The organism is Paraburkholderia acidisoli (assembly GCF_009789675.1).
Taxonomy (GTDB): Bacteria; Pseudomonadota; Gammaproteobacteria; order Burkholderiales; family Burkholderiaceae; genus Paraburkholderia; species Paraburkholderia acidisoli.
On record NZ_CP046916.1, the window covers coordinates 966,458 to 989,749 of the forward strand.

The 23,292-nt window shown below is 64.1% G+C and carries 21 protein-coding genes; 9 read left to right on the forward strand and 12 right to left on the reverse strand.

What is annotated here, in order from left to right:
- Positions 1 to 73 precede the first annotated feature (73 nt).
- A complete protein-coding gene (locus FAZ98_RS33220) occupies positions 74 to 2,941 on the forward strand; it encodes a putative bifunctional diguanylate cyclase/phosphodiesterase (RefSeq protein ID WP_158958128.1) in 2,868 nt (955 codons plus the stop codon).
- On the opposite strand, the gene FAZ98_RS36120 is transcribed toward FAZ98_RS33220, so the two are convergent.
- The gene (locus FAZ98_RS36120; protein WP_325073062.1) at positions 2,842 to 4,500 is read right to left on the reverse strand and encodes a methyl-accepting chemotaxis protein; all 1,659 of its coding nucleotides are present in this window, start codon (positions 4,498 to 4,500) and stop codon (positions 2,842 to 2,844) included. The genes FAZ98_RS33220 and FAZ98_RS36120 overlap by 100 nt on opposite strands.
- 292 nt (positions 4,501 to 4,792) lie before the next feature.
- Positions 4,793 to 5,014 carry a hypothetical protein gene (locus tag FAZ98_RS33230; RefSeq protein WP_158958132.1) on the reverse strand — a complete coding sequence of 74 codons (222 nt, stop codon included), beginning with the start codon at positions 5,012 to 5,014 and terminating at the stop codon, positions 4,793 to 4,795.
- A 268-nt stretch (positions 5,015 to 5,282) separates the two neighbouring features.
- Here FAZ98_RS33230 and FAZ98_RS33235 point away from each other — a divergent pair, with 268 nt between their 5' ends.
- From FAZ98_RS33235 to FAZ98_RS33245, 3 genes are all read left to right on the forward strand, one after another.
- Positions 5,283 to 6,326, forward strand: coding sequence for a porin (locus FAZ98_RS33235; RefSeq protein ID WP_158958133.1), 1,044 nt, complete (start codon positions 5,283 to 5,285; stop codon positions 6,324 to 6,326).
- Positions 6,327 to 6,421: 95 nt separating this feature from the next.
- Complete coding sequence (locus FAZ98_RS33240; RefSeq protein ID WP_158958135.1) at positions 6,422 to 7,642, forward strand: MFS transporter; 1,221 nt, start codon at positions 6,422 to 6,424, stop codon at positions 7,640 to 7,642.
- 19 nt (positions 7,643 to 7,661) lie between these two features.
- Entirely contained in the window at positions 7,662 to 8,519 is an 858-nt protein-coding gene (locus FAZ98_RS33245; RefSeq protein ID WP_233272979.1) for an amidohydrolase family protein, read from the forward strand.
- Here FAZ98_RS33245 and FAZ98_RS33250 read toward each other — a convergent pair.
- From FAZ98_RS33250 to FAZ98_RS33260, 3 genes are all read right to left on the reverse strand, one after another.
- Positions 8,516 to 9,589 (reverse strand): porin, encoded by a 1,074-nt coding sequence (locus FAZ98_RS33250; RefSeq protein ID WP_158958139.1) that lies wholly within the window; start codon positions 9,587 to 9,589, stop codon positions 8,516 to 8,518. The two genes, FAZ98_RS33245 and FAZ98_RS33250, sit on opposite strands and share 4 nt — an antisense overlap.
- A 135-nt stretch (positions 9,590 to 9,724) precedes the next feature.
- Positions 9,725 to 11,026 (reverse strand): dicarboxylate/amino acid:cation symporter, encoded by a 1,302-nt coding sequence (locus tag FAZ98_RS33255; RefSeq protein WP_158958141.1) that lies wholly within the window; start codon positions 11,024 to 11,026, stop codon positions 9,725 to 9,727.
- A gap of 144 nt (positions 11,027 to 11,170) precedes the next feature.
- Positions 11,171 to 12,034 (reverse strand): amidohydrolase family protein, encoded by an 864-nt coding sequence (locus FAZ98_RS33260; RefSeq protein WP_158958143.1) that lies wholly within the window; start codon positions 12,032 to 12,034, stop codon positions 11,171 to 11,173.
- A gap of 172 nt (positions 12,035 to 12,206) precedes the next feature.
- Between FAZ98_RS33260 and FAZ98_RS33265 the strand changes: the two genes are divergently transcribed.
- On the forward strand, positions 12,207 to 13,118 hold the full coding sequence (locus tag FAZ98_RS33265) for a LysR family transcriptional regulator (protein ID WP_158958145.1): 912 nt from the start codon (positions 12,207 to 12,209) through the stop codon (positions 13,116 to 13,118).
- Positions 13,119 to 13,206: 88 nt separating this feature from the next.
- On the opposite strand, the gene FAZ98_RS33270 is transcribed toward FAZ98_RS33265, so the two are convergent.
- A complete protein-coding gene (locus FAZ98_RS33270; protein ID WP_158958147.1) occupies positions 13,207 to 13,671 on the reverse strand; it encodes a hypothetical protein in 465 nt (154 codons plus the stop codon).
- Between the two features lie 423 nt (positions 13,672 to 14,094).
- On the opposite strand from FAZ98_RS33270, the gene FAZ98_RS33275 reads away from it, so the two are divergent.
- Positions 14,095 to 14,397 (forward strand): hypothetical protein, encoded by a 303-nt coding sequence (locus FAZ98_RS33275; protein ID WP_158958149.1) that lies wholly within the window; start codon positions 14,095 to 14,097, stop codon positions 14,395 to 14,397.
- 60 nt (positions 14,398 to 14,457) lie between these two features.
- Here FAZ98_RS33275 and FAZ98_RS33280 read toward each other — a convergent pair whose 3' ends face one another.
- The 3 genes from FAZ98_RS33280 to FAZ98_RS33290 are packed head-to-tail and all read right to left on the reverse strand — an operon-like array spanning position 14,458 to position 17,064.
- On the reverse strand, positions 14,458 to 15,345 hold the full coding sequence (locus FAZ98_RS33280) for a MipA/OmpV family protein (RefSeq protein ID WP_233272980.1): 888 nt from the start codon (positions 15,343 to 15,345) through the stop codon (positions 14,458 to 14,460).
- A gap of 5 nt (positions 15,346 to 15,350) precedes the next feature.
- A complete protein-coding gene (locus tag FAZ98_RS33285; RefSeq protein WP_158958151.1) occupies positions 15,351 to 16,289 on the reverse strand; it encodes an alpha/beta hydrolase in 939 nt (312 codons plus the stop codon).
- A gap of 1 nt (position 16,290) precedes the next feature.
- Positions 16,291 to 17,064: a DUF4118 domain-containing protein gene (locus FAZ98_RS33290; RefSeq protein WP_158958153.1), complete on the reverse strand. Its 774-nt coding sequence runs from the start codon at positions 17,062 to 17,064 to the stop codon at positions 16,291 to 16,293.
- Positions 17,065 to 17,571: 507 nt separating this feature from the next.
- Here FAZ98_RS33290 and FAZ98_RS33295 point away from each other — a divergent pair.
- Genes FAZ98_RS33295 through FAZ98_RS33305 form a run of 3 tightly spaced genes read left to right on the forward strand, consistent with a single transcriptional unit; the run spans position 17,572 to position 20,078 of the window.
- On the forward strand, positions 17,572 to 18,231 hold the full coding sequence (locus FAZ98_RS33295; protein WP_158958155.1) for a response regulator: 660 nt from the start codon (positions 17,572 to 17,574) through the stop codon (positions 18,229 to 18,231).
- On the forward strand, positions 18,228 to 19,700 hold the full coding sequence (locus FAZ98_RS33300) for an ATP-binding protein (RefSeq protein ID WP_158958156.1): 1,473 nt from the start codon (positions 18,228 to 18,230) through the stop codon (positions 19,698 to 19,700). The genes FAZ98_RS33295 and FAZ98_RS33300 overlap by 4 nt, the downstream gene beginning before the upstream one ends.
- A gap of 48 nt (positions 19,701 to 19,748) precedes the next feature.
- Entirely contained in the window at positions 19,749 to 20,078 is a 330-nt protein-coding gene (locus FAZ98_RS33305) for a hypothetical protein (RefSeq protein ID WP_158958158.1), read from the forward strand.
- A gap of 73 nt (positions 20,079 to 20,151) precedes the next feature.
- Here the strand turns inward: FAZ98_RS33305 and FAZ98_RS33310 are convergent, their stop codons facing one another.
- The 3 genes from FAZ98_RS33310 to FAZ98_RS33320 all read right to left on the reverse strand — a co-directional run bounded on the left by FAZ98_RS33310 (position 20,152) and on the right by FAZ98_RS33320 (position 23,192).
- Complete coding sequence (locus FAZ98_RS33310) at positions 20,152 to 21,504, reverse strand: TRAP transporter large permease (protein ID WP_158958160.1); 1,353 nt, start codon at positions 21,502 to 21,504, stop codon at positions 20,152 to 20,154.
- Between the two features lie 63 nt (positions 21,505 to 21,567).
- A complete protein-coding gene (locus FAZ98_RS33315) occupies positions 21,568 to 22,173 on the reverse strand; it encodes a TRAP transporter small permease (protein ID WP_158958162.1) in 606 nt (201 codons plus the stop codon).
- Between the two features lie 26 nt (positions 22,174 to 22,199).
- Positions 22,200 to 23,192 carry a TRAP transporter substrate-binding protein gene (locus FAZ98_RS33320; protein WP_158958164.1) on the reverse strand — a complete coding sequence of 331 codons (993 nt, stop codon included), beginning with the start codon at positions 23,190 to 23,192 and terminating at the stop codon, positions 22,200 to 22,202.
- Positions 23,193 to 23,292 lie beyond the last annotated feature (100 nt).

Sequence of the window (23,292 nt, forward strand, 5' to 3'; positions counted from 1 at the left end):
CGTTCGCCGCCAACTCAAGTAAACGCCGCCGCGGTCGTTATGTCGTCTGGGTAGAAACGGACGGAACACGGCGATGAGAGCATTCGGGCTCCCCGAACACGCGCGCACGGGCAACAAGGCATCATCAGGCAAGGGACAGACCGCGCAGGCGGGGGTCTCCTGGCGTTCGCGGCTCATTGCCGCCAGCGCCGTGGTGTCCATTCTCGCCGCACTCACCCTCAACACCACGCTGGCGATCCACCAAACGCACGAGCAGGCGCGCGCGCTGAGCCAGCAGCGTGCGGTGGCCTCCGTCAAACACCAGCTCGACGCCTTGCAGGACGACCTGCTGGACGAGCACGAGCAGCTTTACACCGTGATCGGCACGCGCCCCTTTTTCCGGCGGCCCGACTATATTTACCCGCTGCCCGCGCTGCTCGACTACGCCACCGCCGCACAACAGACCTGCGGGAGCGAAGCACGCTGCGTCGAGTTGCTCGACCAGCTCAAGGGCATGATCGAGCAACTCGGGCGGCTGAGCAATCAACTCGCCATGCGCGCGCTGCTGAAACCGGGCAGCGTGACGATCAGCGCGCCCATGCTCGGCGAACTCGACGCGCGCTTCTTCCAGACCATGCAGAAGATCGGCGAGATTCGCATGGCCGAAGACGCGCATCTCGCGACCTCGGTGAACAAGTCCACGCGCGACGCGCAACTCGTGTCGAACCTGCTGCTGGCTTCCGGTCTGGCCGCGGGCGTTTTGCTGCTTGCCTTCATTCGCCGCAACGCACGCATCACGCGTTCGCTGCGCGCCGCCTTGCATACCGCCGACACGAATCGCGAGAAAGAGCTGGCGGCGCAGGCCGAACTGTTCCGCTCGATGCAAATGCTCGAACAGGTGCTCGACAATATTCCCGTGGGGGTGGCGTGGAAAGATCCATCGCACCGCTACGCGGGCGGCAACGAGATCTACGCGCGCGACGCGGGCCTGCCCTCGCGCCGCGAACTGATCGGCTTGACCGACGCGCAGTTGCGTTGGGGCGACGACCCCGCCGCAGTGCGCGCGGAAGACGCCCGCATCATGGCGGGCGAGTTCGTGAAGAAACGCGTCGAGCGCTCCGCCACGGCCGTGGATGGCAGCAAGGTCTGGATCGCCGAAACCAAACTGCCGATCGTCGATCCCTCGGGCAACGGCATGGGCGTGCTCACCGCTTACGAAAACATCACGGCGATGCGCGAATCGCAACTCGCGCTGCGTTTGCAGGGGCGCGCGCTCGACGCGAGCATCGGCGGCATCGTGATCGCCGAAGCGAAAGGCGGCGTGCATCCCATCACCTACGCGAATCGCGCTTTCGAGAAACTCACTGGCCTGCGCTTTACCGATATTGCGGGCACCGACTTCGCGACCTTGTTCATCGGCCAGAACAGCGCGGGCAACTGGGACGAAGTGCGCGCGGCGCTGCAATCCGATATCGACGCGAATCTCACCCTGCAATGCGAGCGCGAAGACGGCGCGCGCTTCTGGAGCAACATGCTGATCGCGCCCGTGCGCAACACGCGTGGCTTGCTCACGCATCACGTCGTGAGCATGAGCGACGTCACGGCGGTCGTGCGCTATCAGGCGGAACTCAAGCATCAGGCCGAATACGACGCGCTCACGGGGCTGCCCAATCGCAAGCAACTCGACACGCGCCTGGATGCCGCGCTCGAGCAGGCCGCGCAGCGCGGCGAATCCGTTGCCGTGGTCTTTCTCGATCTCGATCACTTCAAGGAAGTCAACGACTCGCTCGGCCACCGTGTAGGCGACGCGTTGCTCACGCAGATCGCGCGGCGGCTCGAACGCGTGGTGGGCGACGACCGAACCGTGGCGCGCTATGGCGGCGACGAGTTCATGGTGATCGCGGCCGGCGGTGGTGCGAGGGATCTCGTGCCGCTGCTCGAAGGGCTGCTCGCGGTCATGGCGGAACCCGTGCGCGTGGCGGGGCACGAGTTGTTCATCGAAGCGAGTATCGGCATCAGCATTTATCCCGGCGACGGCACGGACGCGGACATCCTCATTCGCAATGCCGACGCCGCCATGTACCTCGCCAAACAGAACGGCCGCAATCAATACCAGTTCTATCGCCCCGAGTTGAGCGAGACGGCAACGTCGCGTTTGCGTATGTCCACGCGCTTGCGTCGCGCATTCAAGAGCGGCTTGCTCAGAGTCCTCTATCAACCGCAATTCGACATGCAAAGCGGCGCGATGATCGGCGCCGAAGCGTTATTGCGCTGGAGCGACCCCGAACTCGGCGAGGTCTCGCCCGCGATATTCATTCCCGTTGCCGAGGAAACCGGCCTGATTCGCGCGATTGGCGAGTGGGTGTTGCGCGAGGCGTGCCACGAGGGCGCGCGCTGGAATGCGGCGCCCGGACGTGGCATTGGGGTTTCGGTGAATGTGTCGCCGCTGCAACTGGAGCACAGCGATCTCGTCGAACAGGTGGGCGCCGCGCTGCGCGAATCCGGGCTGGCGCCGGGCTTGCTCGAACTGGAAGTGACGGAGAGCGCGCTCATGCGCAATCCCGAGCATGCATCGCGAACCCTGGTGCGGTTGCGCGAGATGGGCGTGCGCATCGCCATCGACGACTTCGGCACCGGTTATTCGAGCTTGAGCTATTTGAAACGCTTCCGTGTGGATCGCCTCAAGATCGACAGAGAGTTCGTGAAAGAGATTGGCGTGGATACGGAAACCGAAGCCATCACGCTCGCCGTGATCGCCGTGGCCAAAGCGCTCAACTTCGAGCTGCTCGCCGAAGGCGTGGAAACCAGCCGTCATCGCGACTTCCTGGTCGAAAACGGCTGCACCCAGGCGCAAGGCTTTCTCTACAGCCGCGCCATTCCCGCCGACGCCATTGCCGGCATGCTGCGCGCTCTCGCCACGTCGAACGACGACGATGCCGCCGTCGTGCTGACGCCCGCGTGATCGCCGCGCTCGTGCGCATATGACTCGTCGGTCCGGAAGCCATTCACGATGTCGCGCAGGCGCGCCGCCTGATCTTCGAGCGACATCGCGGCAGCGGCGGCCTGCTCGACCAGCGCGGCGTTCTGCTGCGTGACGCCGTCCATCTGCGAGATCGCCTGATTCACCTGCTCGATGCCGCGGCTCTGCTCGTGCGAAGCCGTCGCGATTTCGCCAACGATGTCGTACACGCGCTGAATGGAGAGATTGATCTGCTCCATGCTGTTGCCGTTACGCACCACCAGTTCGTGCCCCGTGCGCACGCGCTCGACCGAGGCGCCGATCAAGTCCTTGATCTCTTTGGCCGCCGCGCTCGAACGTTGCGCGAGCGAACGCACTTCGGACGCCACGACCGCGAAGCCACGGCCGTTTTCGCCGGCGCGCGCGGCTTCTACCGCGGCGTTCAACGCGAGAATATTGGTCTGAAACGCAATGCCTTCGATCATGCCGGTGATGTCGGCGATCTTCACCGCGCTCTCGCTGATGCCGGACATGGTCTGCACGACTTCCTGCACGAGCCGGCTGCCGGCCAGCGTCACGTCGCGCGCCGTGGCGGCGAGTTGCCGCGCCTGCTGAGCGTTGTCGGTATTGTGCTTGACCGTGGACGTGAGTTCCTCCATGCTGGCCGCCGTTTCTTCCAGCGCGGCCGCCTGCTCTTCGGTGCGCGCCGACAGATCCTGATTTCCCGCCGCCACTTCGCTCGTGGCGAGCGCAATGGCGTCGCTGCCCTGGCGCAAGTCGCGCACGGTCTGACGCAGGCGCGCCTGCATATCGGCGATCCCGTGCTGCAATCGCCCCATTTCGTCCTGCGAAGTGATCGGCACGGTGCGCGTGAGATCGCCTTGCGCGATACGTTCGAAGTGCGCGAGTGCGTCGCCGAGCGGCCGCGCAATCGCGCGCCGCAAGCCGAGGAAGCTGCCCACGGCGGTGAGCAGGCCAAGCGCGAGCGCCGCGAACGTCACGACGCGCAGCACGCCGTACCAGTACTGCCCGGTTTCGAATGCCTCGCGCGCTTCCTTCACCTGCAACTCGCGCAGTTTCACGCTGCTGGCGTGGTATCGGCCATACAAGGTGTTGTTGTCGAGCGCCGCGCGCATGATGCGCGGGCCGTCTTTCGAAACGAGCGCCTGTGCGAACGCGTCGAGCCCCTGATCCATGGCGGCGCGTTGCACAAGCAGATCGCGCGCGAGTTCGGCTTCGGCCTTCGACTGCGGCAGCTTCATGTAGCCCGCGAGCGCCGTGCGCGCCATCGCACGAAACGCTTGTTCGTGCTCGACGGTGTCGCGAATGTTCTTATCCGACGATGTGTCGATCGCGCCGCGCAGCAGCGCTGTTCGCTCGCGCTGCAAACTCAGCTCCGCCTCGCCGATGAAATTCGCGCTGGGTAATTTATTCGTATAGGTATCGAGATTGCCGTCGTTGCTGTAGGTCATACCCGCAATGCCGAACAGGCCCACGGCCAGCAGCAACGCGGAGAGCAAACTCATTGTCAACGCCAGGCGCGATTGAATGGAAAGACGCATCACGGTATTCCTCTATGGCTGATTCAAAATGCCCACGCATTTCAAACGAGCCCGGAATGTGATGTCGACCAACATGGCGCCCCGTTCGAATCTGTCTCCTAACGTCTGGTCGCTTTTTTGTTGCCGCTTGATTGCAGCCGGCCGCTTCTACCAGACATCAAGCTATTTGTAGGTTGGCGTCAATGTAAATGTACCGGCGGCGCAAGCCCTAATATGAATTGCGCCGTCAGTCATAAGTTCTAACTAAGCTAAGGGTTTTCGATGAGACCTCAACCGCGCGTTGGCCTTTGCGTCAAGGTGCGGTTCCGACCCCGCCGCCCGGCCCAGCGAGGTCCGCTGCTTGCGCCGGGTCGCCCCTCAGTTCGCCCTCGCTGCCGCCGCGCGCGCAGTGGCAGCATGCGCAGGCCTTCGCGCACATCGCCGCGCGCCGTCGCTCGCCGTGTTCCGGATCGAGGTAATACATGGCCGCCATGCCCGCCGCCGCAGCCGTCACGAGATGAATGAAGCGCGTCATGATCGTCTCTCCTTTGATGCCTGGCAATGACTGGCATTTCGCATCGTCCATGCCCAGGTAAATTTCGCCGGATGGCGGCGTTGACGGATCGGTTAACGCACCGCCCCGCTTATTCAATGGACGCGACCCGGTGTTGATTCCATGATGCTCGCTAATCTGGATCGACGCAGCATTCGTGCAATACCGGAGATCGCGCGCGGCGCATCGCACGCCGCATCAGGAGACAACTCTCGTTCACGAGAGTCATAAACATAAGCGAATAAAACGGATGAAAAACCTTGAATGGCGCATGGGTTGGCGCGTCGGCTGGTATTGCGGCGCGTTGACGTTGTGTGCGCTCGCCTGTACGGCACACGCGCAGTCGTCGGTCACGTTTGCCGGAAATGTGGATGGTGGCATACGTTACGTGAGCAACGGCAAAGGCAGTTACGCGACCATGAGTTCGAACGGTCTCTATACGGCCAACCGTCTCGACTTTCTCGGCCGCGAAGATCTGGGCGGCGGCTGGGACACGCATTTCCAGCTGGAAATGGGCTTCAATACCGGCACCGGCGCGCTCGACAATACCAGCGGCCTGCTGTTCAACCGCATGTCGTTCGTGGGCGTGAACAGCCCCTACGGGACGCTCGATCTCGGGCGGCAATATACGCTCGGCCACGACGTGCTGTACGACTTCGATCCGTTCAACTTCGGTTATCCGACCATCCTGCCGCTCTCGCCCGCCGTGGACGGCACGCACTTCAGCAACGACATCAAGTTTCATGGCCAGTACGGACCGCTCAAGGTTGGCGCGGAAGAGGCGCTCGGCGGCGTGGCCGGCGATTTCAACGCGGGCACGGCACACGGTGTGGGCGCCACGTACAAGATCGGCTTTTTCAACGTGGGCGCGACGTATATTCATCGCACCGTATTGGTCGGTACTGCGTATCAACCCGACGACTACGTGGCGGGCGGCACCGAGTTGCGCTTCGGCACGCTGCGATTCGCGGGCGGCTATATGGGCGAGCAGACGGCCAACCCCGCACCCACTCACTCCACGCGCACCGAGAATTACTGGGGCGGCGTAACGTGGGATGTCGCCTACGACACGCGTCTCGGCGCGGGCTACTACGTCACGAACATCCCCACGGCGCAAGGCCGCAAGAATCTGGCGCTGCTGAGTGCGGCCTACCTGCTTTCGAAGCGCACGCGCCTCTATCTGGAAAGCGACTACACGACTTATCACGGCAGCTACATCACGAATACGACGCTCAATTCGGCGCATGCCTCGCATCAACTCGCCATATCGGTTGGCATCAACACGCTGTTCTAACGCGTTGCGGAGACACACGAGTGAATCATCTGGCATCTAACGAAGGCGCGGCGGCAACACCCGGTCGATGGCGGCAGCTCCGCCCGCATTGGCGCGTGATCGCGGCAGCGTGGGCGGGCTGGATGCTCGATTCGTTCGACTTCGCCATGCTGCTGTTTCTGTTGCCGCATCTGGGCGGTGTCTTTCATGCGGGCTTGCCCGCGATGACGCTGATCGTCACGGCCACCGGGCTCGCAAAGGTGGTCGGCACGATCGGCTGGGGTTTCGCCGCCGACCGCTTCGGCCGCAAGCTCGTGTTCATGGCCGCCGTGCTGTGGTTCTCGTGCGCGGCGGGCTTGAGCGGCCTCGCGTGGAGCTACGCGTCGTTCATGGCGTTTCGCGTGTTGTTCGGCCTGGGCTTCGGCGGCGAATGGACCGTGTCCGTCTCGCTGCTGATGGAGACCGTGCCCGCCGCCGTGCGCCCGCACGCTTCGGGGCTCATGGTCACGGGCTACGAGATCGGCTATATGGTTGCGGCTGCAACGTTTCACCTGCTCTTTCCGGTGCTCGGCTGGCGCTGGATGTTCGCGATCGGCGCGGTGCCCGCGCTGCTCACGATCTTCATCCGCAAGAACATTGCCGAGTCGCCCGACTGGTTGCGCGACCGCCAGCAACACGCGCGGCGCCGCGCGCGCGAAGCCTTCGAAATCAATCCCGCCGCCGTGCAGGCGTGGCTCTTTTCGGGCGCGCTCAATTTCCTGCTGTGGTCGGTGCAGGTGCTGTATCCCACCTTGCTGATCACCGTGCAGCATATCGACGCGAGCCGCACTTATCCGTTCCTGATCGCGTATTCGATCGGCTCGCTGAGCGGCAAGCCGTTGTGCGGGTATGTCGCGAGCCGGATCGGCGAACGGCGCACCATCGTCGCGTTCCTGTGCGCCGTGATTCCGCTCACCGTGCTCTATACGCTCGTGTCGAGCGTCTGGCTGCTCACGTTGGGCGCGATCTCCATGGGTCTGTTCGCCAGCGGCCTGTTCGGCATCCTGCCGCATTACCAGGCGCAGCGCTTTTCGGTGAAGGGGCGCGCCACCGGTGTGGGGATCAGCTATGCGATGACGGGCGCGAGTTCAGTCGCGCCCTATGCGATCGCGCGTCTCGCGCCTTCGCTGGGGTTGAGCGAAGCGATGGCGATGTTCATCGCGGGCAGCGCCGCCGTCGTGATCGCCATCGCGCTCTGGAACACGACGCGCTGGATGCCGGGCGCGACGTCCACCGACGAAGCGAACGACGCGCAGCGCCCCACGACGCACGGCCCCGACGCGCATGCGCGCGCCTGACCACCTCGAGACCGCCACCGTGAATCACGACGAAAACACCACGCTGCGCCGCCCCGCGTTCGCATTGCCGCGCGGCGCATGCGACACGCACTGCCACGTGCTCGGCCCCGTGGATCGCTTCCCGTACGCGCAGGCGCGCCACTACACGCCGCACGACTCCGACAAGCAGGTACTGAGCGCGATGCATGCGCGGCTGGGCGTGGAGCGCACGGTGATCGTGCAGGCCACCGTGTACGGCACCGACAACCGCATCGTGCTCGACGCGATCGCCGACGATCCGCAGGCGCGGCGCGGCGTCGCGCTCATCGACGACACGACCACCGACGCCGAACTCGAAGCGCTTCACGCGGGCGGCATGCGCGCCGCGCGCTTCGGCTTCGTGCCACGTTTGTGGACGCCGCCCGAACCCGCCACATTGTTGCGGCTCGCCGCGCGCATTGCGCCGCTCGGCTGGCATCTGCTGCTGCATCTCGACGCCACTTCGCTCGACGCCTTGCAACCCACGCTCGACGCACTGCCCGTGCCGTTCGTGATCGATCACATGGGCCGCATCGACGTGGCGCTGGGCGTGCGGCAAGCGGGCTTCGTGCAACTGCGCGAATGGGCGCGGCGCGAGCACTGCTGGGTCAAGGTCTCGGCGCTCGACCGGCTTTCGGCAATGGGCGCCCCCTTCATCGACACGGCGCCGTACGTGCGCGCGCTGCTCGACATCGCGCCCGGGCGCGTGCTGTGGGGTACCGACTTCCCGCACCCGAACCCGCGCCACCTCGTGCACGACGACGCCGATCTCGTCGACGTCCTGCCACTCTGCGGCGACACGCAAGCGTTGCATCGCCTGCTCGTCGCCAACCCCGCGCGCCTCTACGGCTTCGACTAGAACGTGTGCTGCATGCCCACGCCATACGTGCTGCCGGACGGGTTGCCCGTGAGTTTGTCGTACGAATACACGGCGTACACATACGTGCGCTTCGAGAGGATGTAGTCGTACGCGAGGCTGCCCGTGTTGCGTACGTTGCTCGCGTTGAGCGGCGCGCTGTGTTTGGTGCGCGCCCATTCGGCGAGAATCACGTTCTGCGGCGTGATGGGCACGGAAACGCCCAGTTCGTAGGTATGCGAGCCGGTTTCGACGTTGGTGTTGCTGGTCATTTGCGCGGCGCCGTAGAACTTGGCGAACTTCGCGTCGAAGGCTGCGCCCGCGAGATAGAGATATTGTCCCGACGAAGGCGCGACGGCCGCCGTGCGATCGCGTTGCGCGGAGAACACCGCCGTGACCGGCCCCTTCACATAGGTCAGATGCAGGCCGATATTGTCCTTGCCCTGATGCCCCGTCGTGCTGCTCACGCTATAAATGACCGTGCCCGTGAGCCCGTTGAAGCTCGGCGAGACATACTCGGCCGCGTTCTGCCAGACCGTGTCGCCAATCTGCGTATTGCTGTAGCTCGCCGTGTACGACTGCACGATCAGCGGCGAGAACACCACCGAAGATCCAAACGGATTCACCAGTTGCTGGTTGATATAAGTCGGATTGGTTTGCTCGCCGAACTTGACCGTGCCGTACGAGCCCGTGAGGCCCACGTAGGCATTACGCGAAAACAGCCCGTCCGTGGTGTTGCGGCCCATTTGCCCCGTGTTCGGGCGGAAGAAACTTTCCAGGCTGAAGATCACGGCATTGCCGCCGCCGATATCTTCACGCCCGCGAATGCCCCAGTACGAGGTCGTCATGCCGCCGCCGCCTTCCTGCACGGTGCTCTGGCGCGTGGTGCTCAGTTTCGAGCTGTCGATATACATGCCGATCAGGCCGTACAACTGCACCGAACTCGACGACAATTGCGCCGCACCCGCGTTGATTTGCGAGGGATCGGCGGCATGCGCCGCACCGGCGGCGAGCGTGAGGGAAAGCAATGCGCCGCGCGCGATGCGGGTCAGGCGGAACGGGGTTTGATACATGGGCTGGGTCTCCAGACTTTCTTATGTACAGCGAGCGAGAAGTGATTTTTTAATGCGTAGCCGGTCCCGCCGCGCGCCTCGCGAAAGGCGCGCGTGCAGGAGAAAACCGGTCAGGTGAAACGAAACGTCAGTGAGTTATCGCGTGCGTCGGCGCGACATCTCTCCATTGAGTTTCGAGCGATCGAGTTCGTGTTCCCACGCGGAAACCACGAGCGTCGCCACGCCATTGCCGATCGTGTTGACGATTGCGAGGCCGGTGCCCATGAAGCGGTGAATGCCGAGAATCAGCACCATCCCCGAAACCGGAATGATCGGGAACACCAGCAGCGTGGAGGTGAGCATGACGAACGCCGCGCCCGCCACGCCGCTCGCGCCCTTCGACGTGAGCATGGCCACGCCCACGAGCGTGAGTTGCTGCGTGAGCGTCAGGTCCACATTGAACGCCTGCGCGATGAACAGCACGGCCATCGTCAAATAGATGTTGGTGCCGTCGAGATTGAACGAGTAGCCCGCCGGAATCACGAGACCCACGACCGACTTCGAGCAGCCCAGACGTTCGAGCTTTTCGAGCATTTGCGGCAACGCGGCTTCGGAAGAACTCGTGCCGAGCACGATGAGGATTTCTTCGCGGATATAGCTCATGAAACGCAGGATGCTGAAGCCAAGCAACCGCGAAATCACGCCGAGTACCACCAGCACGAAAATCACGAGCGTGGCGTAGAACGCGCCGATCAGCTTGAGCAGCGGCACCACCGCGCCAATACCGTAAGTGCCGATCGTGAACGCGATCGAGCCGAACGCGCCGATCGCCGCCACCTTCATGATGATATGAACGATGCCGAAGAACGTCTGCGCGATGCGGTCGATCAGCGTGACGAGCGGCTTACCGTGCTCGCCCGTGGCCGCCAGCGCCGCGCCGAACAACACCGAAACCAGCAGGATCTGCAGCACGTTGCCGGAAGTGAACGCGCCGATCACCGTGTCCGGAATGATGTGCATGAGAAACTCGACCGTGCTCATTTCATGCGCGGCCGTGGTGTAGCCCGCGAGCGCTTTCGTGTCGATGGTGGCGGGATTCAGGTTGAAGCCGCTGCCCGGATGAAACGCGTGACCGGCGATCAAACCGATCACGAGCGAGAGCGTCGAGACGATTTCGAAGTACAGCAGCGCCTTGCCGCCCACGCGCCCCACTTTCTTCATGTCGCCCATGCCCGCTATGCCGGCCACGACCGTGCAGAAAATGATCGGGCCAATCACCATCTTGATGAGCTTGATGAACGCGTCGCCGAGCGGCTTCATCTTCACGGCGAGACCCGGCGCGAAATGGCCGAGCAGCACGCCCAGCAGAATCGCGACGAACACGTGGACGTAAAGCTTGCGATAGAACGGCGTTTTCGTGGGTTGCGGGCGGGCGGTCATGACAGCGCTTTCGTTCATGACGCCGCTCGCGAAGAAAAGAAATGGCGGTTGGCTTGCATCGATGTCGTCTCCTGAGTTTTCTGTCAAAGGCGGCCGCCTTGTCGCGGCGGCTCGCAGGTGTGTTGCACGGGTGGCGCGCTGGCTGCGCGCCGCCCGGTTCGCTTAGAACCCGTAAAGGCGCGCCGGGTTCGTCACGAGCAGTTTTTCGCGCAGGCTCGCGTCGGGGCAAAAGCGGAACAGCAGGTCCACGAGTTCGCCGTCGTTGGGCATGTCCTTGCTGATGTTCGGATGCGGCCAGTCGGTGCCCCACAGCACGCGATCAGGGGCGATTTCGATCAGCGTTTGGGCGAACGGAATCGCGTCGTCGAACGGACGCTTGCCCGCCGAAACGCGCTCCGACCCGCACACTTTCACCCACGCGAGCGGATTGCGCATGAGTTCGCACAACTGCTTGAACGGTTCCTGTTCGACGCCGGCTTCGGCGCGCACGCGGCCCATATGGTCGAGCACGAACGGCACCTTGATGCGCGCGATGCGGTCGGCGTATTGCACGATGTCCTGCGCATCCAGATGCAGCACGACGTGCCAGCCGAGATCCTGGATGCGTTCGAGCACGCGGTCGAACACGTCGAGGTCGGGCGCGCCGCCGAGATGCGCGACGAAGTTGAAGCGCACGCCGCGCACGCCCTTCGCATTGAGTTCGACGAGTTGGGCGTCGGTCACGTCGCCGTCGACGATCGCCACGCCGCGATAGCGGCCGTTGCCGCGCGCAATGGCGTCGAGCATCGCCGTATTGTCGCTGCCGTGGCAGCTCGCCTGCACGATCACGCCGCGCTCAAGGCCCAGGAAGTCGTGCAGCGCGACGAGACCTTCGTACGGCGCGTCGGGCGGCGTGTAGCTGCGGTCGTCGGCATAGGGAAACACGGCGGCGGGGCCGAAGACGTGGCAATGCGCGTCGCAGGCCAGCGCGGGCAACGCGTGAGCGGGTTTGACGGGGTGGGGATCGGGCGGCAGGCAGGATTTCATCGAGCGTTGTCTCTGTGTCTCACGGGTATCTTGGGTCCGCACGCCTGGCGCGCGGGACCTTGGTGTAAGTGCATTGTGTATAAGCACTCGACTGGCTACAATCGCCATACCCAACTAGCTGCTATGTGAATTTCACATAGCGCGCTCCGCCCCGGCCAATGCCCCGCCCAGCATGGATCTGAAGCAACTCGAAGCCTTCGTGCATGTCGCCGAACTCGGCAGTTTCACGCGCGCCGCCATTGCCCTCGACACCAATCAGCCCGCGTTGAGCCGCCTCGTGCGCCAGCTCGAGGTGGAATTGCGCCACACGCTGCTCGAACGCAACGGGCGCGGCGTGAGCGCAACGCCCGCGGGCCAGCGCATGCTCGCGCACGCCAAGGGCATTCTTCAGCAGGTGCAGCGCGCCACCCAGGACCTCGACGCGCTGCATGGCGCCTCGGGCGGCCACTTCGCCATCGGCGTGACGCCGAGCTTCGCCAAGGTCGCCACGCATGGTCTCGTGCGCGCGTTTCGTGCGACCTTTCCGCAAGCGACGATCTCGGTCGCGCAGGGTTTGTCGACTCACCTCGTGGAATGGCTGATGCAGGGACGTATCGACGTGGCCGTGCTGTACGACGCGTTCGAAACGCCACTGGTCGACAAGCGCACGGTGTTCACCGAGGAACTGTTTCTGATCGGCCCCGACCCGGGCGGCAGTGCGGCCACGCTGCCGGCTTCGGTGCGGTTGCGCGATATCGGCCGTTATCCGCTCGTGATTCCCGGCCGCATGCACGCGATCCGGCGCATGGTCGAATCGGCGGCGGCCGAGCAAGGCGTGCGCTTGCGCATCGAGCTGGAAGTCGACGCGGTGGCGTCCATTCTCGACCTCGTGAGCGAAGGCATCGGCTATGCGGTGCTCTCCATGCACGCGACCGCCACCGACGCCCTCAAGCGCCGCTTCCAGGTGCTGCGCATTACCGAGCCCACGCTGTTCTCGAAGCTGGCGATCGCGACCAGCAGCAAGCACATTCCCTCGCAACTCGCCACCGAGGCGATCGCGATGCTCGAATCGCAGATCCTGCCGCTGTACGGCAAGGCGGCGTGATCTACATGAAGCGGTATGAAGCGGTATGAGGCGGCACTGCGGCTCGCCGCCTCACTGCGGTCCGTTTTTCGACCGCTTTGAGATCCGCTTATTTCGCCGCGCCCACGAGCGTAAACGCGTCGAACTTCGGGTCGATCGGGGTGCGCGGCATATGCGTGATGGCCTCGGACACGAGCGGCTCGCACGCGTTGTAGTCGGAGCCGATGCTGTCCGCGTGCGCCTGCGGAAAGTTGATTGCTTCCACCTTGCCGCCCCAGCGGTCGACGGTGGCCGTCATGCTGCATTTGCCCGCGCCGCCCACCTTGATATCGAGCAGGATGAGCGTCATGTCGAGCGCCGAATCGGAATTGCTGAAATTCCATTGCGCGACCATGCGGTCGCTGTCGCCGCCGGTGTTGACGACTTTCATCGTCTTGTCGGGAATACCCACCGATTGCACGAGATCCTGTATGTTTGCGCCGACCAGTTCGCCCGACTTCTCGCGCGCCTCGTGCATGCGATAAGTGGCGCAGCCCGACAACAGCACGGGCAGCGTAAGCAGAATGGAAACCATGGACCTTGCAGTACGCACGAAAACTCCTCCGGTTACGCGCATGAGATGAATGCGCGGTGACAGAAGTGGCGCACGCGACAGCCTTCTGCAAGCCATGCCTTGAAGGGGTCGCGTATCGCCGCGTTGAATCAGTGATTCGTGGTTGCAAGGCCGGTTCCTGAAAGCTTTTCTCCTCATTACAAAAAGTTGCGGACACAACGATCTCCCTATCGCGCGGACCGGCGCGCCATGCAATCGCACGCCCGTTCGGCGTAACTCAGCAATCCCATAACACCGCGCCGCTGGCGAATCTCGGCATGAGACTTAAAGCCGCGGCAAATATGACCGTTAACGTGGGGATGAGCGCAGGTTCGCCGCGTCAGCTCGTCGATCAGGCGGTATTTTTGAAGTGCCGAGAATTACTCAACTCTGTGAGTTTCGATTGTGACCACCCTCAACATCACGTTTCCCCGCTCCATTGGCTCCACCACGCGCTTCGTCGACGCGAGCGGCAAAGCCGTGCATCTCTTCATGATCGACGCGACGCTGCCTCTGTATAACGTCGTGCACGGCACGCTGCGTTTTCTCGCCAGCGAAGAGCAGGTGCACGCGCAGGTGGCCGCATTGCAAGCGACCGGCGCCATGCCGCAACCGGACTGGCAATGGGTGCTCGACGCGGGCTTCGACGGGTCCGTCGACGGTTCGCATCAGAAGCAATGGGTGATGAAGCCGGTGGCCGCGGCCTGAAGGTGAATCGCACGTTGCGCGGCTAGCAAAACCCGCGCAGCGTGCGCTCGGAAGTCGAGTTCAGAAGCGGTAATCGAGCGACGCGAAGGTGGTCAATTCGCGCCGGCGCTCGGTGATCGGGCTGCCCGCCGCGTAGTGCTGCAAGCGCCCGAGCGTGGCGTTGACGGTGCCCACCCAGTGCTTCGAGAAGTCGTGCGTTGCGTAGAACGTGAGATGCAGGTCGCGCACGCCCGAGCCGGTCGAATACTGCGGCAAGCCCGAGGCCGCGCTCTGGTTCGGCGAGACGCCGAACAGCGTGCGCGTGTAGACCGCGTTCGCCCACGTGAGACCCGGCCCCACCGAAAACAGCCAGCCCGTGAGCGGCAAGGACGCATACAGGTCGACGCTCGCCGTCATGCCCTGACCGTTCGAACTGATGTCCTGATAGACCGCCGCGGCGCCCGTGAACGCCCACCAGGTGTAATCGGCGAACAGGCGTAGCTTCGGGCCGTCGTCCACATCGCCGAGACCGCGCAGATGCGGGTCGTCCGACGCCTTGCGCGACTGGAAGTCAAAGCTCAGCGAGGCACCCACGTGATAGTTCTCGTTCGTCAGCACGTTGATGCCGAGCACGTCCGGGCCTTGCGAGAAGATGCGGTCGCGCCAGGAAATATCGAGCGCCGGAAACGGATACGCCTTGAGACGCCGCGCGCCCGGATACTGCGGCGCGAGATACACGCCCGGGCCAATCGCCACTTTCCAGTCCGACGCGGTACTGCCCGAGCCGCTCGTACTGCTCGCGGTGGTCGAACTCGCCGAACTCGTCGCGCCGGTCGAATCGGCGGAATCCGTGGAGTCGGCGTAGGCGGATTGAAACGCCGCGAGCAGCATCGCGCCCGCGATCACGCTGGATTTAGGCACGCGCGCGCTCCAGCACGAAGCGGCAGGCACGGTGAACAAACTAGTCATGCGCTTCACGTCTTGCTTCGCCCCACGCTGGCCAGTTGTCGCAAACGGCGCGCGAGCGCCTTCGACACCACGGGTTGGCTCTGGGCATCCTGGCTGCCGCGCGCGACTTCGCTTTCGCGCAGGAACAGCGCGGTTTCGCGCGCGACGATCTCGCGTTCGTTGTCGGAGGTAATCATGTGATAGGAGTCGTCGAGCCACACCGTACGCAAAAACGCCGAGCCCAGATGGTCGATCACGTAGCGCGGATTGCGCGGGCTCGAGGTTTCGTCGTCGATAGCGTGAACGATGAGCGCGTCGTTTTCGACCGCGTCGAGGTGCTTGCGCGCCGAACGCCCGAGCCGCAGCGCTTCGTGCAACGCAGGCAGCGAGATCGTGGAGGGTCCCACTTCGCTGAAGGCATTGCGCTGCATCGCGCGGGCGATTTTCGAGCGCAGCGCTTCGTTTCGCAATCCGAACGGTTCAGCCTCGCGATACGAATAGCGGTGCCGCAGCGGCGTGTAATAGGCGAGATCGAGCACGAAGCGGTACCACGGAATCGCCCAGCCGTCGTACGCGAGCGTGAGCGAGAGCAACACGAGCGACTGCGCGCTGGGGCGCTCGCGAATCACGCGCAGCGCGAGCGCGCCACCGATCGACAGCCCGCACACGGAAACGCGCTCGTAGCGCGCCGCCAGCGCGTCGTATTCGCGCACCGCGCCTTCGACCCACTGCTCCATGGTCTGCACGGGCGAACCGGCGCTATAGCCCTCGATCACGGGCGCACACACCGTAAAGCCTTCTTTCTGCAGATAGCGCGCGAGATAGCGCAGTTCCAGCGGCGAGCTGGAAAGCCCGTGCAGCAGCAACACGGCGTGGCCGTCGCCTTCGCTGAAAAAGCGCGCGGAATGCGCGGGCGGCGCGGCCTGCGTCGTGGCGCTCGCGGCGTCGAGTTCGATCGTCGCCATGTCAGCTCTCCGTGCGCAGGACGAGGAAATCGCCCGCGTGAGTCGTGAATCGCTCGCAGATGCAATTGATCAAGCGATGCTCGCTGTCGTTCGCGTCGCGCAGGCGCACACGATGGCTGCCGGGCCACAACGCGTTGTTCAGCCGCTGCACGTCTTCGGGATGCACGGCATCGAACAACGGGCCCGGTTCCACTTCGCTCGCCTGCAGCAACACGGCGGCGCCGCCCTTGCTCACGGCCGAGCGCTGCACCGCATTGCGTTCGAGCGCCTTGATGAGAATGAAGCCGCTGTGATATTGCGCGAGATGACGCAACAGCCGGTGCGTTTCGTCGCCGGCGCGGCGCGCGAGTGCGCGCTCGTTGTCGTGACGCAGCAGCATTTCGTAGCGCGACTGCGCCACCGAGGCGAGCAGCAACGCGCGAAACTGTTCGCGCCGCAAGCGCTCGATCAGCGTGATGACGATGATCGTGACGAGCGGATACGACACGAGCAGAATGGCGTCGCGCCGATCGAAATGAGTAAAATTTACGTACGGGGGTACGAACAGATAATCGGCGATCCCGAGCCCCATGCACATCACCGCCAAAGCCGGGGCCAGACCGCAAAAATATTCGACGAGTGCGGCCGCGATATAGAACACCGTGGCCGGCATGACGGGGCCGAGCACCGGATGCAGCGCAAGGCGAATGGCGCTCGCGACAATCAGCACGCCCGCTGCGATGTACCAGCGTTGCGCACCGCGCGGCGCCCAGTGACGGGCATTGCGGATTTCCATGGCTAACGTAACGCCATCCTCGTAATGAATTACCGGAATTCGCATTAGATACCGGTTAGCCGGCTGAATTCCGAATCAATGAACGGGGAAGTACGCCTGTGCTCCTCCGACAATCGCGCATATTACCATCGATTACAAACGTTTTTAGTCAGAATCAAGGCGTTTTTTAAACATCTGGAGAAATTCTTTTTGCAGGGGTTATGGCTTCTCTAACGGCCGTCGCGCTGTAATCTTAATGTCAGCAATACGGCGGTAATGGAAAACCACGAAGGCGTCCCCCATGCGTTTCAATGCGCAGGATAAAACCCTGCGCAATGCGCTGGCCAACGCCGCTTTAAACGTGATTAAAGACAGCGAAGGCGCGCCGATGCTAACCAGATTAGCTTAAGAGACGCTGAAGTCCCGCACGCCCCAAGCCTGTTCCCGGGCGCAGCGTGTTTCAGCGCAGGGCTCGCATACAATTGAAGCGCAATGGCGGGCATTGCCGCCGTCAAGAACTCTCTGCCCATGCGCATTCTTCTCGTTGAAGACGATGACCTGATCGGAAGCGGGCTCGAAATGAGCCTGATTCAGGCCGGTTATAGCGTCGACTGGAAACGCGACGGTTATGACGCGTCCATGGCGCTCGCCACCGACAACTACGCGCTCCTGATCCTCGACCTTGGCCTGCCTGGCCGTTCGGGCACCGACCTCCTGCGCTCGCTGCGCGAAGAAGGCGACGACATTCCCGTGCTCGTGCTCACGGCGCGCGGCACGGTCGCCGACCGCGTGCGCGGACTCGACGCCGGCGCCGACGACTACCTCGCCAAGCCGTTCGAGCTGACCGAAGTCCTCGCGCGCTGCCGCGCATTGGTGCGGCGCTCGCAAGGCCGCATTCAGGAAACCATCGTCTGGCGCGACATCGAAGTGGACGTCACGGCGCGCGTGGTCACGCGCCACACGGAAGCCGTCGCGCTCACCGGCAAGGAGTGGGCGATCCTCACGCAGCTCGTCACGCATCAAGGCGTGCCGCAAACCAGGACGCGCCTGCAGGACCGGCTCTACGGCTGGAACGACGGCGTCGAGAGCAACACCATCGAAGTGCACGTGTCGAGCCTGCGCAAGAAGCTCGGCGCGGACCTCATCCGCACCGTGCGCGGCGTCGGCTACGTGATCGAAAAACCATGAACGGCCACGCCATTCGTCATCGGCTCTCGCTCGTGGTGCTCGCGTGCGTGGTCGTGGTCTGGCTCGCGGCGCTGTACGGCTGCTTTCGCCATGCGTCGCGCGAAGTGCAGGAATGGGGCGACGGCCGGCTCGTGGAATACGCGAGCTTCATCGCCGCGCTCGACACCACCGACCTCGCGCGCTTCACGCAAACGCCGCCGAGCGCGCAATTCGAGGTGTCCACGCCGAACGCGCCCGCCGCCGTGCAGTCGCAATGGGACGAAGACGCCTCGCCGCGCGACATCCTCTTTCAGGTGCTCGACCGCAGCGGCAAGAGCATTGCATCGAGCCTGCCCGCCGCCGCTGCCGCGTTCACGACACCCGTGCTCGGCGCGCCGCCGCGCAACGTGGAAATCCAGGGCGTGGCGTGGCGCTTCTATGCGTATCGCGACGAGACGAGCGGCCGCATCGTGCGTGTGATGGAAACCGCCAACACGCGCAGCGATCTCGTCACGGGCACGGCGTGGCAGATCGTCTGGCCGCTGCTCGTCGCGTTGCCCGTGCTCGCGGTCGTGCTGTGGCTCGCCATTGGCCGCAGTCTCGTGCCGCTGCGCACGCTCTCCGCAACCATCCGCGCGCGCGACGCGAAGTCGCTCACGCCGCTTGGCATTGCCGCCGTGCCCGTGGAAGTGAAAGCGCTCGTGGACGCCATCGACCAGTTGCTCGCGCAATTACGCCAGTCGCTCGTGCGCGAGCGCGCCTTCACCGCCGACGCCGCGCACGAACTCAAAACGCCGCTCGCCGCGATCAAGGTGCAGGCGCAAGTCGCGCTTTCCGTCGACGATCCCGCCATGCAGCGCCTCGCCATGCAGCGCGTGGTGCAAGGCGTCGACCGCAGCGCGCGCCTCGCCGAACAACTGCTGTTGCTCGCGCGGCTCGACGAGCACGAGCGCATTCCCGCGCGCGCCGTGGACCTTCGTGAATCGATCGACGACGCCATCGCGCGGCACGCCGCGCATGCGCACGACAAGGGCATCGCGTTGCGCGCGCACGTGCAGTCCGAACGCGCCATCGACGCGGACCCGGTCCTGATCGGCATCCTGCTCGACAACCTCGTCGACAACGCCATCAAGTACGGCGTGCACCAGGGCCATGTGGAAGTGTCGCTGTGCGAGCGCGGCGAGATGCAATGCCTCGCCGTGCGCGACGACGGGCCGGGCGTGGCCGCCGCCGATCTCGCGCGCCTCACCGACCGCTTCTATCGTGCGAGCGGCGCACAATCGCCGGGCAGCGGGCTGGGATTGTCGATCGTCGAACGCATCGCCAATTACTTCAATGGCGCGATGACGCTCGGCCCCGGCAACGACGGACGCGGCCTTGGCGTGGTAATCGAATTCGCGGCGCTGCACGACGGGCCCGGGGGCGAAGCCGGCGCGCACGCCCCGCATCGCCCAACCCGGATGGCGCACGGCGACACCGCGGCGACCTGAAGCGCGGGCATTGGCTACACTCGTCCCTATATCGCCACGGGGACCGCCATGCCGTACAAAAACCTTTCCAGCGCCTTGCTCCCGCTCGCCGCCTGCGCCCTGCTCGCGGCGTGCGCGCAACCGGTCGAGTTTTCCGCGAACCCCGCCAACGCACCCTCGCTCACGCGCGCCGACGACCTCGATTTCGGGCCCATGGATCAAAGCATCGCGCAATGCAAAAGCGCCGCGCGTGCAGCGGGCAGCGGGCACTGCACGCAGGTACGCGCCTACGAGGCGTGCATGAAAACGAAAGGCTATCTCACGATCCTCGGGCCGGAGAATCCGCGCGATTGCGGCGAGCCCGCGTGGGAGCAGAATGCGAGAAAGTGGCTGCCGTGATGCCTTGCGGCAGCACGAACAGCCACTTCCGGGAACGCGCGAAGGGAACGGGTTGCGCTGAAGACGCGCGCGCTCAGAACACCGGATGCCCGTTGATCAGACTCGGCAGCCAGGTGGAGAAGAACGGCACGTAGGTGACGAGATTGATCGCGCTGAAGATGGCGAGATAGTACGGCCACGCCACCTTGGTCGTATCGCCGATCGACACGTCGCCGATCGCGCAACCAATGAACTGCACCGAGCCGATGGGCGGATGCACGAGCCCCAGCGCGCAATTCAGCAGGATCATGATGCCGAACTGCACCGGCCCCACGCCGCTATGCATCGCGAGCGGCAGGAACAGCGGCGTCGTGATCAGGATGTGCGCGGCCATGTCGATGAACGTGCCGAGAAACACCTGAATGATGTTGATGTACAGCAGCATCAGCCAGGGCACCGTGGTCGCGTGTTCGAGCACGTGCTCGATCGACTCGGGAATCTCCAGATACGCCATCTGGTAGCGCAGCATGTTCGACACGGCAATCAGCAGCAGCACCACGCCCGTGGTTTTCGCGGCGCGCGAGAGCGCCGTGAAGAGCAGCTTGCGCGTCATCGAGCGATACACCAGCACGGTCAGCGCGAGCGAATACACCACGGCGATGGCGGCGGCCTCCGTGGCCGTGGCAATGCCGCGCGCCACGCAGAACAGGATGATCGCGATCACGAGCAGGCCCGGCAGCGCGCCGAGAAACGCGCGCACCACCGCGAGCCAGCCGGGGAAAGCCTGAATGCGCGTGCTGCCGTCGGCGCTCATCGGATAGCCGAAGCGGCGCGCCTGCCAGTAAGCCGCGACCAGTACGAAACCCATCACCCACAGCACCGGCAACAAGCCCGAAAACAGCAGGTCGCCGATCGACACGCCGCTCATCGGCATGCCGTTAAGCGTGCCCGTGATGCCCTGCGCGGCAAACGCGTAGATGATCATGTTGGTCGACGTGGGCATGAGCGCGCCCGCCAGCGAAGAATGCGTGGTCACGTTCACCGCATACGCGGCGCTGTAGCCTTCGCGCTTCATCAACGGAATGACCACGCCGCCCATGGCCGAGGTATCGGCCGAAGGCGAACCCGAAACGCCGCCGAACAGCGTGCACGCGACGACGTTGGCCATGCCGAGGCCACCGCGAAAATGCCCCACGGCCGCTTGCGCGAAGCGCAGGATGCGGTCGGCGATGCCACCGTGCAGCATCAGTTCGCCCGAGAAGATGAAGAACGGCACCGCGAGAAACGAGAACGCGTTCATGCCCGAGATCATCGACTGCATTGCCGTGGCCGCGGGCAAGCCCTCGTAGAGATACGTGAGCACGCATGCGAGGCCGAGCGAAAACGACACCGGCACGCCCACCGCGAGCAGCACCAGAAAACTACCGGAAAGAATGGCGAGTTCCATGATTACCTTGCCTTGTTCACGCGAGTATCGCGCGGGGTTTTGCGCTGCGATCGAGCGCCTGTTTCAAGCGCTTTCGCGTGTTTTGCCCACGAACAGCATCAGCAGATGTTCGAGCGAGAACGACATGATGCAGATGCTGGCCACGATGGGAATGAAATAGCGCAGCGCCTCGGGCACGCCGAGAATCGCGATGCGGTCGTCCATGGTGGTGTCGGCCATTTCCCAGCAGCCGTAGAAGATCGCCGCGCCCAGCACGATCAGGCACGCATGCTGGAACGCTTCGGCGATACGCTGCCCGTTGGGCCCGAGGTTCTTCACGAGCGAATCGAGGCCGATATGCCCGCGTTCGCGCACCTTGAGCGCCGCGCCGAACATGGCGATGACGATCACGAGCAGGAGCGCGACCGGCTCGACGAAGTCCGGCGCGTTCGCGAACACGTAGCGCATGACGACGCCGTAGAACACCAGCACCGTGAGCACGGCCAGCGCGACGGACGCGAGGATCGTCAGCAGGTGGAAAAGAAAGTCGTTCGCGCGCGTGAGCACGCGCAGGCCGGGCGCTTTCGCGCGTGCGCCGTCGAGGCCGCGCGACGGCCCCGCCGCTTCGCCGTGGGCACGGGAAGCGGCGGCGGACGTCGTTGCCTTGAGCGCCTTTTTCGGTTCGATCATGGCGGAATGGCGTGGCGTGACGGCGGTTACTGGATGGCCTGAATTTCGTCGACGATCTTCTTCATCTCCGGCGTCTTCTCGTACTTCGTCCACACCGGCTGCATCGCCTTCACGAACGCCGCGCGATCGACTTGCGAAGCCGGAATGAGGGTCGCGCCGCCCTTCTGCACCGCCTTGCCCGCGTTGTCCTCGCGCGCGGTCCAGAGCTTCACGTAGTACGGCACTGAATCGGCGGCGGCCTTCCTGATCGCGTCCTGCTCTTGCGGCGTGAGCGTGTCCCAGACCTTCTTCGAGAACACCAGCACTTCGGGCGTCATCGCGTGTTCGGTTTCGGAGAAGTCGGGCGCGACTTCGTAGTGCTTGGTTTCTTCGTACGACGGCAAATTGTTTTCCGCGGCATCGACCAGACCGGTCTTGAGGCCCGTGTAGACCTCGGCGAACGGCATGGGCGTAGGCGTGCCGCCCATGGCCTTGATCTCGTCGACCATCAGGTCGGAAGGCTGCACGCGCACCTTCAGTCCTTTCATGTCGGCCGGCGACTTGATCGGACGCTTCGCGTAGATCGAGCGCGCGCCGCTTTCGTAGAAGGTCAGCGCGATCATGCCCTTGGCCTTGAACGCGTCGAGAATCTTCTGGCCTTCGGGGCCGTACATCACCTTGCGGAAATGGTTGATGTCGCGAAACAGGAACGGCAGCGAGGGAATCATCGACTCGGGCACGATCTCGTTGAACGCCGCGCCGTTCGCCCGCACCATGTCGAGCGCGCCAATGCGCACCTGATCGATCGTGTCGTTTTCCGAGCCGAGTGCGCTATTGCCGAACACTTTTACGGAATCCTTACCATTGGTCGCCTTGTTGATTTCCTCGCCCATGAACTTGACGGCCATGTTGGTCGGGAAGGTGTCGCTATGCACGTCGGCCACGCGGAACACGCGCGCGTGCGCGGCGCCGGCCATCAGCGCCAGCGAAGCGGCCAGCACGGTCATTGCAGTACGGGAATTGCGAACGGTCTTTGTCATCGCTACCTCAGGGAGAAGTCGTGTCTCTATCGTTGCTGTCGTTATGGCGCTGCGTGCCGCGCTCGGGCACGCACGCGTGCGGATCGATTCGTTTCTTGTT